General features: G+C 45.6%; 4 protein-coding genes. 3 read left to right on the forward strand and 1 reads right to left on the reverse strand.

The window, feature by feature from the left end:
• Nucleotides 1–175: 175 nt before the first annotated feature.
• Complete coding sequence (locus tag JGK16_RS28425) at nucleotides 176–1,543, reverse strand: TldD/PmbA family protein (RefSeq protein WP_293193392.1); 1,368 nt, start codon at nucleotides 1,541–1,543, stop codon at nucleotides 176–178.
• 495 nt (nucleotides 1,544–2,038) lie between these two features.
• Here JGK16_RS28425 and JGK16_RS28430 point away from each other — a divergent pair, with 495 nt between their 5' ends.
• The 3 genes from JGK16_RS28430 to JGK16_RS28440 all read left to right on the forward strand — a co-directional run bounded on the left by JGK16_RS28430 (nucleotide 2,039) and on the right by JGK16_RS28440 (nucleotide 10,094).
• Nucleotides 2,039–6,694, forward strand: a complete 4,656-nt coding sequence (locus JGK16_RS28430; protein ID WP_293193393.1) for a PAS domain S-box protein — start codon at nucleotides 2,039–2,041, stop codon at nucleotides 6,692–6,694.
• 264 nt (nucleotides 6,695–6,958) lie between these two features.
• Nucleotides 6,959–7,816 (forward strand): DUF1361 domain-containing protein, encoded by an 858-nt coding sequence (locus tag JGK16_RS28435; RefSeq protein WP_293193394.1) that lies wholly within the window; start codon nucleotides 6,959–6,961, stop codon nucleotides 7,814–7,816.
• 304 nt (nucleotides 7,817–8,120) lie between these two features.
• Nucleotides 8,121–10,094: an ABC transporter ATP-binding protein/permease gene (locus tag JGK16_RS28440; RefSeq protein WP_293193395.1), complete on the forward strand. Its 1,974-nt coding sequence runs from the start codon at nucleotides 8,121–8,123 to the stop codon at nucleotides 10,092–10,094.
• The last annotated feature ends 290 nt before the right edge of the window (nucleotides 10,095–10,384 follow it).

Genomic DNA, 10,384 nt, shown 5'->3' on the forward strand with positions numbered 1-10,384 from the left:
GGTTCGCCGATGGGGATAAAAACTGTTGAGTTCAAAACTCAAAATTCAAAACTCAACAGTTTTTATATAGCGGTTCTAAAAAAAGTGAGGTATGCCCTATGCCCTATGCCCTATGCCCTATCCCCTATGCCCTATCCCCATGAGTACCTCATATGAAAGCTCGAAAGGCTATATATTATCTGCCTCCGACTACAACATTTTTGATCCGCAAATGGGGGCCGCCGACGCTGACAGCTAAACCGCTTTGGCCACCTTTTCCACATCCGCCGTAGGCATAAACTGAGTCGTTGCCGATCGACTCTATATCCTTTAAAGTCTGAAATACGTTGCCGCTTAAGGTGACATCACTCACCGGTTCGGCCAATTTGCCGTTGCGAATCATGAAGCCTTCGGCTGCTGCAAAGGTAAACATTTCGCCGTTGGTTTGTCCTCCCAACATCCGTACTGCATAGACTCCTTCCTCAATGTCGCCCACCATTTCATCGAAAGAATGTGCGCCAGATTCGATCGCAGTATTAGTCATCCGCACCAACGGCATAAAAGTAGCGCTCAAAGCCCGAGCATTTCCCGTCGGAGCTTCCCCCATTTTGCCCGCAGTCTCGCGATTGTGCATTCTCGCTGCTAAAACTCCATTTTTAATTAAATGCTTGCACTGAGCAGGCACTCCTTCGTCGTCGTATTTGAGAGTTCCCGGCAATCCCGGCAATGTTGCGTCGTCAATTACGTTCAATTGTTCGATCGCCACAGGCTTGCCCAAAGTCAATAATTCCTGCATTTTCGGGTTTTCGTAAATGCCGTCAGCTTCCGACAAATGGCCGAAAGCTTCGTGAATAAATACCCCCGACAAATAAGGGTCTAAAATCACTGGATACTGGCCGCCTTTGACCGGTTTTGCTTCTAATTGGCCCACAGCTCGCACCGCCGCGCTTTTAACACGATCTTCAATATTTGTCAAGACATTGTAATCCGATCGCGAATGAATCGATTCAAACCCTTGACGGACGACACCGCCTTCCCCGCGGGCGATCGCCCCAAACCGCCCCGTCACGTCCAAACGCTCTTGAGCAATGCAACTTCCTTGAGAATTCACAAAATAAGTAATCCCGAATCGATCGCTGTAACCGGCCATTGTCGTCTGAATTCGCGGGTCGAAATCTAACAGCAATTGGTTGTAAGATTCGAGCAACTTGCGTTTTTCTGCTAGAGTAATAGACCGCGGATCGCGACCGAATTCCACCGCTACATAATCTTGAATCGGAGTGACATCTGCTAGTACAGTTTTTTCGCTACCTACCAAACGAGACTGCACGACAGCTTCTTCAATCCGGGCTTTTAATTCAGCCAAACCGTTAAATGTTACAAAACTCCAGCCGCCTTTGTGACAGGCGCGGATGCCGCCGGCTAGACTGAAACTGCGGTTGACTGCATCTAACTGAGGGCCGCGAAAACTAATGGCTGTTGACTCGCTTTGTTCGAGGCGAACTTCTAGATAATCTACTCGATCGCGGTAAGGTGCGATCGCTTCCATCAACTGTTCCTGCATCAAATTGCCCCTATGAATTATTTGCGCCCAGCGCTGACAAAAATTATTGCTAACCTTATTTTAGCCAACAAATCCCGTGTTTCGGGTGCGCGAGTCTGGAGAGTGGGAGAGGGGGAGAGGGAATTGGTGTCAACAAACACGTCAAATGTAATTCCAGTCTTCTGTCTGATGATTAATGCCAGATCCCCCCTAACCCCCCTTAGGTCGGGGGGGACAAGAAGCACTCAAAGTCCCCCTTCTTAAGGGGGATTTAGGGGGATCTGGCTTCGGCTGCGAACGAAAAATACAAAAGTTTTTGACCTTAAGTTGACACCAATGGGGAGAATGTGCGAGGAAATTGAAATAAACAATTTAGATGTACAACAGCTTAGAACACACAAAACTCGTGCAGAGTTGTGAAAAGCCCCGTCTGCCGGAAATCTTGCATCGGCATAGGAAAATGAAACTAAAATAAATCTATCTAAAGACTTAAAAATATAGTTGAACTGCCGACAGATGGAATACTTTAAGCTGAAAAAATTCCAAATTTCACCGTATTTAGCAGCATTTTCGGCATTAGTAGCAATTTTGGTCGGAGTTGGCATTTTAGACCGATCGGAACAAGAGCGATTTTTGCAACACAACCGCGCTAGCACGATCGATCGGCTCAGCACAGTCCGCTCAAAGTTGGAAGGTTCTTTGAATTCCCGGCTATTTTTGATCCGGGGATTGGTAGCTGACATTTCCCACAACCCAGACATCACCGCAGCCGAGTTTGCAGCTACGGCGAGAATTCTGCTGGCACAGCAAACCGGCATTCGCAACATCACTTTAGTTAAAGGGACGACGATCGCTGATATTTATCCGAAGGATGGAAATGAAAAGGCGATCGGCGTTGACTTGATGACGCTACCCAAACAGCGGCAAATGGTCAAAGATGCGATCGACACCAGAAAAACTCTGCTTGCCGGGCCCGTGCAATTATTGGAGGGAGGCGTGGCCTTCGTCAGCCGATCGCCAATTTTTCTGACCCCCCCCGACGCCGAGCCCGAAACAGGAGTTTACTGGGGGTTGATCGGTGTGATCCTCGAAAAAAATGTCCTGCTTGAGGAAGCGGGACTCAACGATCCCTCAGCCAAGGTGCAATACGCTGTCCGGGGGAAAGACGCGAAGGGAGTGTCAGGTGAGGTGTTTTTCGGCGACAACTCGATTTTTCAGAACAATCCGGTGGTGTTGGAAGTGATTTTGCCCAACGGTTCCTGGCAGTTGGCAGCAATTCCCGCAGGAGGATGGCCCGAGAATTCGCCACGGCGGGGGTGGTTGCTCTCAGGAGGTGGCTTGCTGGCAGTTTTGAGCGGGGTGGCGGTTTTTACGGGGATGTACGGCCTATCGATGCTGCGATCGAGCGAAGCTAAGTACCGACAACTGGTTGAGAACGCTAACAGCATGATTGTGCAGTTAGACAATGAAGGCAAGATTACTTTTTTTAATGAGTTTGCGGAAAATTTTTTCGGGTATTCACAAGCAGAAATTCTTGGCAAAAGTGCGATCGGCACAATTGTAGATCCGGCCACATTGTCGGAAAATCAGTTAGTCATAATGATTCGAGACTGTGTGGCACAGCCGGACAAATACTTCAAACACGAAAATGAAAACATCCGCCGCAATGGGGAAAAAGTCTGGATAACCTGGAGAAACAAACCTGTGGTCGATTCCAAAGGGCGATCGATCGGGCTGCTGTTCGTCGGTACAGACATTAGCGATCGCATCCTAGCAGAAGCCGCGCTGCAAGCGAGCGAATCTCGCTATCGGGCAATTATTGAAGACCAAACCGAACTTATTTGCCGTTTCTTGCCCAGCGGAGTTGTGACTTTTGTCAACGATGCCTACTGCCGCTATTTCAATAAATCGCGATCGGAGCTGATCGGCAATTCTTTTATGCCTTTGATTTGGGAAGAAGATAGAAACTTTTGCAGCGATATTTTCAATTCTTTAAGCCTACAAAATCCCGCTATTACCTGGGAACACCGCGTAATTCTCGACACGGGCGAAATTCGCTGGATACAGTGGACTGACAGGGCAACTTTTGACGATCGAGGTGCGGCGATCGAATACCAAGGAGTGGGGCGCGACATTAGCGATCGCAAACAAGCTGAACTCGCCCTGCAAGCTTCAGAAGCAGAATTGCGGGCATTGTTCGCTGCCATGAACGACGTAATTTTTGTGTTCGATATTGAGGGACGCTATCTAAAAGTTGCCCAGACAAATCCCGAACTTTTGTACAAGCCACCGACGGAAGTTATAGGTCAAAAAATTCACGATCTATTCGATCCAGAAACAGCAGAATTTTTTTTGGAGCAAATTACTATCGCTGTCTCTACTAATCAAACTTTGAATTGTGAATATCACCTGGAAATTGGCAGCGAACAAAAGTGGTTTGCTGCTACCATTTCGCCAATGAAAGACAACACGGCTTTGTGGATTGCCCGGGACATTACCGAGCGCAAGCAAGCTGAAAATTGGTTGACAGGTCAAAAACAAATTTTAGAAATGATTGCTCAGGACGCAACTCTTGGCGATACTTTAAATACTTTAATTAAAATTATCGAACAGCAATCTAAAAATGTCATGGGTTCGATTTTGATTCTAGCTCCAGACGGCAAACATTTGCTGCACGGAGCCGCGCCCAGTTTGCCAGAAAGTTATAATGCTGCTATTAATGGAGTAGCCATCGGCCCGAATGTCGGTTCTTGCGGCACTGCTGCCTATCGCTGCGAACAGGTGATCGTTACAGATATTGCCAGCGATCCTTTGTGGCAAGACTTTCGAGATTTAGCCTTGAGTTTTGGACTGAGAGCTTGCTGGTCTACTCCTATTGTCTCATCTGGGGGTCAAGTTTTGGGAACTTTTGGTATGTATTACGCCCAACCGCGCACTCCCCAAAATTTTGAGCTGCAATTGATAGAATCTGTCAGGCATTTAGCGGGAATTGCGATCGAGCGGAAACAGGCAGAAGAAAGTCTCAAACAGCTCAATGAAGAACTAGAAAATAGAGTCGAACAAAGAACTGCTCAATTGATGCAAACAGAAGAACGCTGGCAGTTAGCACTCAAAGGTAACAATGACGGCATTTGGGATTGGAACTTGCAAACAGGAGAAATATTTCTGTCCGATCGATTTAAAGAAATCACGGGATACGAACACATCCCCATGCTCGATTACTTTGACGAATGGAACAGAAACACGCATCCCGATGATTTAGATTTAGTAATGCAAGCTTTCCAAGACCATTTAGACAAAAAAACGCCGCATTACATCACCGAATACCGCTTGTGGTGCTACAACAGCACCTACAAATGGATACTCAGTCGCGGACAAGCTTTGTGGGATGCATCTGGAAAAGCTGTCCGCATTGTTGGTTCAATTACTGACATCACGGAGCGCAAAGAAGCAGAGGAAGCACTACAAAAAAGTGAAGCGAAATTCCAAAAAATGTCTGTAAATGTGCCGGGAGTAATTTATCAATGTTTGCTTGGTGGAGATGGTTATTTAAGTTTCCCTTACGTCAGTCCTGCTTCCCTAGAAATGTTTGAGCTAGAACCAGAAAGTCTTCGTAAAAATGCGGCTTTGCTAATAGATTTGGTTCATCCCGACGACCGCCAAGATTATAACGAATCTGTTGCTATTTCAGCGCAAACTTTGCAACCTTGGTACTGGGAAGGACGGTTCGTGCTGCCTTCAGGAAAAATTCACTGGTTTCAGTCAATTTCGCGTCCTGAAGCTAAAGCAAACGGCGATATTCTTTGGGACGGTATCACTATTGATATTACGAATCGCAAACAAGCTGAGTTAGCTTTGCAAGAGAGCCAGCAGTTTATTCAAAAAATTGCGGATGCTACTCCCGGCATTTTGTATCTTTATGACTTGGAAGAACAGCGAAATGTCTATGCTAATTCTTCTATGGGCACGCTTCTTGGCTATACATTTGATGAAATTAAAGCGATGGGTTCATCACTAATGACTCAGTTAATTAACCCCGAAGATTTGCCAAAAATTTTGGAATATCACGCGAGCTTTGCAGAAATTAAAGATGGCGAAATCAGGGAAATTGAGTACCGGATGCTGGCAGCAAACGGTGAATGGTTTTGGCTGCAAAGTCGGGATACTATTTTTAGCAGAAATTCTCAGGGTCAGTCAAAGGTAATAATTGGATTTGCCCAGGATATTACGATTCGGAAACAATCAGAGGAAGCTCTGCGACAAAGCGAGGCGCGAGAAAGAGAAAGAGCTACAGAGCTAGAGTCAGCGCTGCGGTCATTGCGCTCTGCTCAATCTCAACTCATTCAAACTGAAAAAATGTCTTCTTTGGGTCAATTAGTTGCAGGCATCGCCCACGAAGTTAATAATCCGGTTAACTTTATTCACGCTAACATTGCTTATCTACACCAGTATACTACACAGTTGCTGGATCTGGTGAATCTTTACGAACATGAGTATCCCGAACCTAATGCAAAAATTGTCGATCGCATTGCAGAGATTGATTTGGATTTCATGACTGAGGATCTAAGAAAACTTGTAGGTTCGATGCAGGTGGGAACCGATCGCATCCGGCAAATTGTGCTGTCGCTGAGAAATTTCTCGCGGCTGGACGAATCGGCAATGAAGCCTGTCGATATTCACGCGGGAATTAATAGCACTTTGTTGATTTTGCAGCATCGCTTAAAGAGTCACGATAGGCGCCCGGAAATTGAAGTAATTAAGGAGTTCGGGAAACTGCCACCGGTGGAGTGCTATGCCAGCCAACTGAATCAAGTGTTTATGAATATTATTGCTAATGGAATTGATGCTATTGAAGAACAATATCACAAGTTGTCAGTTCCAGAAGCAGCGACTAAGAGCGGCCGGATTGTGATTTGCACTGGTGTCACGGCCCAGGGCACTGTGAGGGTGGAAATTTCGGACAACGGTACGGGGATTCCGCAGGCGGTGATCGATCGCATTTTTAACCCGTTTTTTACGACAAAAGCTGTGGGGAAAGGTACTGGCTTGGGAATGTCGATCGCGCACTCGATTGTGGTAGAAAAGCACAAGGGCAAGATTGACTGTTTCTCCCAAGTCGGAGGCGGAACGACTTTTGCGATCGAAATTCCGATCGGCAAAACCTATCTGTAGGTTCCTTAGGTACGTTGTTGCGCTTCAGCGCTCTTTCATAGATCGTCGAAGAGCGCTGAAGCGCAACAACGTACCTTTATGTAATGTGACAGCGGGGAGCGAGAAGTGGCTAGCTGACGCACCCTACAAATCAGACTGTCAACTGTCAACTGTCAACTGTCAACTGTCAACTGTCAACTCTTCCGAATGCTATAGCGACTAAGATAGATTCACGCTGCTGAGAAAGCGGTGCTGCATGAAACCTTTAATTGTATAAAAACTGACATGATGGGATTAATCCTGGAAGCGATCGCAGCAATGGGACAGAATGTCCGCTGGATGTCTTGGAATTTGTTTTTAGGTTTAGTACCGCTGGCGTTGAGTTTTTGGCTCTTCCGCAAACCTCGATCGCGCTGGCTGCTGTGGGGTACGTGGGTTCTCCTGGGCGCTACTTTTTTGCCTAGCACGCGCCATGTTGTGTCCTATCTCAAGCACATTGTGCAAGATGTGGGTACAACTTACGTTTTGGGGGCGATCGCAATTACGCTAGCACTAATGGCTTTAGATATCTGGGTGCTGCGACAGCGCGGAGTTCGCTCTCTCCGCTGGTGGGGCGGTTTTTTCTGGTTTATCGCGTTTTTGCCCAATGCACCCTACGTTTTAACTGATATCATTCACCTGATCGAGCAGATTAAAGAGGGGAACTCGGTGTGGGTGGTGACATTGGCGCTGATTCCGCAGTATCTGGTGTTTATGTTGGCGGGATTTGAGGCCTATGTACTGTCGGTGATGGGTTTGGGTTACTATCTGAAGCAACAGGGTTGGGGTAGATTTATTCTGGCAACGGAGATAACTATACACGCACTTTCGGCGATCGGCATTTATTTAGGACGATTTATCCGGTTCAACACTTGGGACATCCTGACTAACCCCGATGCGTTGGTTAACACCGTCATGAATGATTTGATTGGTAAGCGTCCGGTTGTAGTAATGGCTGCAACATTTGTCGTTATTGCTGTTTTGTATTGGGTGCTCAAGCAAGTTAGTTTGGGGATTAGCCACCGATTTTACTACAATCTATCGTCGTCGGAGTCGATCGGCGAAACCACCACTTCTCCCGATCCCATAGATTTAAGATTTTAGATTTACCCCACAACTAACCTACAAACTGTTTGCGTCTCCACGACTTAAATCGGAAAACAAATATTCCTCTGTGAGTGACATCATCTCCGGTAAAATAACCGCGATCTGGTTTGTAGTGAGGACTTTAGTCCTCTGATTTTCATGAGGACTAAAGTCCTCACTACAAACCAATTTAATTGTAGTCGTGACCGCGCACCTCATAGGAGACCAATCTCTTCCCTAAACTCCCAAATAAATTACTGCGACAATGGGGAATCAAACTTGATATGTTAGAACAGTTGAAGTAGTTTTGCAAACAGTAAAAATGAATCGATTTGACCGTCAGTTGTGGGAAAAATTTATTGCGATCGCTCAGCCTTACTTTTATCCTTTAGAGCCTGGAGGAGGCAGGGTTTTTCTGGGATTAGTAGCGCTGTTATTAATATTTCTGTTCGCTGCTATGTTTGTACTCGTTAGTGTTGTATGTTTGGGGGGTGCCGCTCTTTTTCCGGATTTTGTCAATAATATTGCTGCTGGGTTAGTTAGTTTGTTGCAGCAGATTATTGATTCCCCGACAATTATCATTGTTGCCTTGATGCTAATTATTCCTTTGAGCGCTTTTTGGTTTTTTAAAGGCAGATTGATAGCGCATTGGCAGTCGTGGTTTTTTTTAGCTTTATTGCTGTTATTGTCCCTGTCCGTAAGCGGTTTGAATGTAATCATTAGTTACGTCAGTAACTTTTTCAATACAGCACTGGCAAAAAAAGACCAGCTCAATTATTGGAAGTATCTTTTTGTCTATGCAGGGGTTTTTGCAGTCGGCACTCCCATTGTGGTAATTTACGGCTACATCCAAGATAAATTGAGTCTCTACTGGCGACAGTGGATGACAAATAAGTTCCTGGACAAGTATTTTAAGAATCGGGCTTATTACGAAATAAATTCACACAAGGAAATCGACAATCCCGACCAAAGAATTTCTGAAGATGTCAAATCGTTTACTCGTACAAGTTTGACATTTATGCTGGCGCTCCTGAGTTCAATAGTTAATATCATATCTTTCACGGGTATCCTGTGGTCAATCTCGAAACAACTTTCAATTTTCCTGATTGTCTATGCTATGTTGGGGACGACCGCCAGTCTGATTTTTGGTCAAAAATTAGTGCCTCTGAATTTCGAGCAACTTAAACAAGAAGCTAATTTCCGCTACGGACTGGTTCACATTCGCGACAATGCTGAATCCATTGCTTTTTATGGAGGGGAAGAGCGAGAATCGATCCAAATAAAGCAGCGGTTCGTGGAAGTATTCCGCAATTTTAATTTGCTAATTGGCTGGCAGCGAAATTTGGATTATTTTACAACTGGATATGGGTATGCTGTGGTGATTATTCCGGCTTTGTTTCTCGCTCCTGCTTATTTTGCCGACACAACCGATACGATTCAGTTTGGAGACATCACTCAGGCGGGTTTTGCTTTCCGTCAGGTTTTAGCCGCTTTTTCACTGATTGTCAGTCGCATTGAACCCCTTAGTTCTTTTGCAGCTAGTATCAATCGTTTAACTGTATTTACAGATACTTTGGAAGCAAAAAAGGCGGTATCTCGTGCCGGAGGAACTACTATAGATGTCGTAGTAGATTCTCAGTTGATGCTGAAACAGGTTACTTTAGATACTCCGAAGCATCAAAAGACTTTGATTAAGGATTTGTCGGTAGCGGTGTCGCCGGGAGAAGGACTGTTAATTGTCGGTGAAAGCGGTTCTGGGAAGAGTTCTTTGCTGCGGGCTATTGCGGGTTTGTGGGACTCGGGAACGGGTCGTCTGGCGCGGCCGGAATTGGGAGAAATGCTGTTTTTGCCGCAGCGTCCTTATCTGATTTTGGGCAATTTGCGATCGCAACTTCTCTATCCCAATACCAGCAGCAAGGTTGATGAGGAACAATTGCGCTGTGTTTTGGCATTAGTCAACTTAGCAGATTTGCCGGACAGATTGGGCGGTTTTGATGAGGCTTTAGATTGGGTCGAGATTTTGTCCCTGGGAGAACAGCAGCGTTTAGCTTTTGCTAGATTGTTGTTGACGAAACCGCGATATGCTATTTTGGATGAGGCCACAAGTGCTTTGGATTTGAAGAACGAGCAACTTTTATACGAACAGTTGCAAGCAACTAAAACTACATTTGTGAGTGTGGGCCACCGATTGAGTTTGTTGAAATATCACCAGCAGGTTTTGGAACTTTTGGGTGATGGGAGTTGGCGACTGCTTTCGACCGAAAAATACCGCGATAGTACGAAGGTTTTTGGCTGATACAGCGCTGGTTTCAAAAATTGTGAATTTACTCGTTTTTTAGTTTTTGGTTCGTGCTGGGTGGCGGTACGGTTGGAGATTTATCGCGCAGGTGCTACAGATTAATCGCTCATCGCCTTGCCTCCACTCTACAAAATTTCGACGCTTGGTTGCATTCTTTTTTTGAAGTGGTATCAAAATGGATAATTTGGGTATTGTAAAACTTCATTCAGTTTGTAAGCATAAGTAATCAAGCATGGTATTATGTGGTCAGGAGGTTGAGAATGCAGCTAACAGAACGTCACATCATT

This window comes from Microcoleus sp. PH2017_09_SFU_O_A (genome assembly GCF_020738625.1).
Classification (GTDB): Bacteria; Cyanobacteriota; Cyanobacteriia; order Cyanobacteriales; family Microcoleaceae; genus Microcoleus.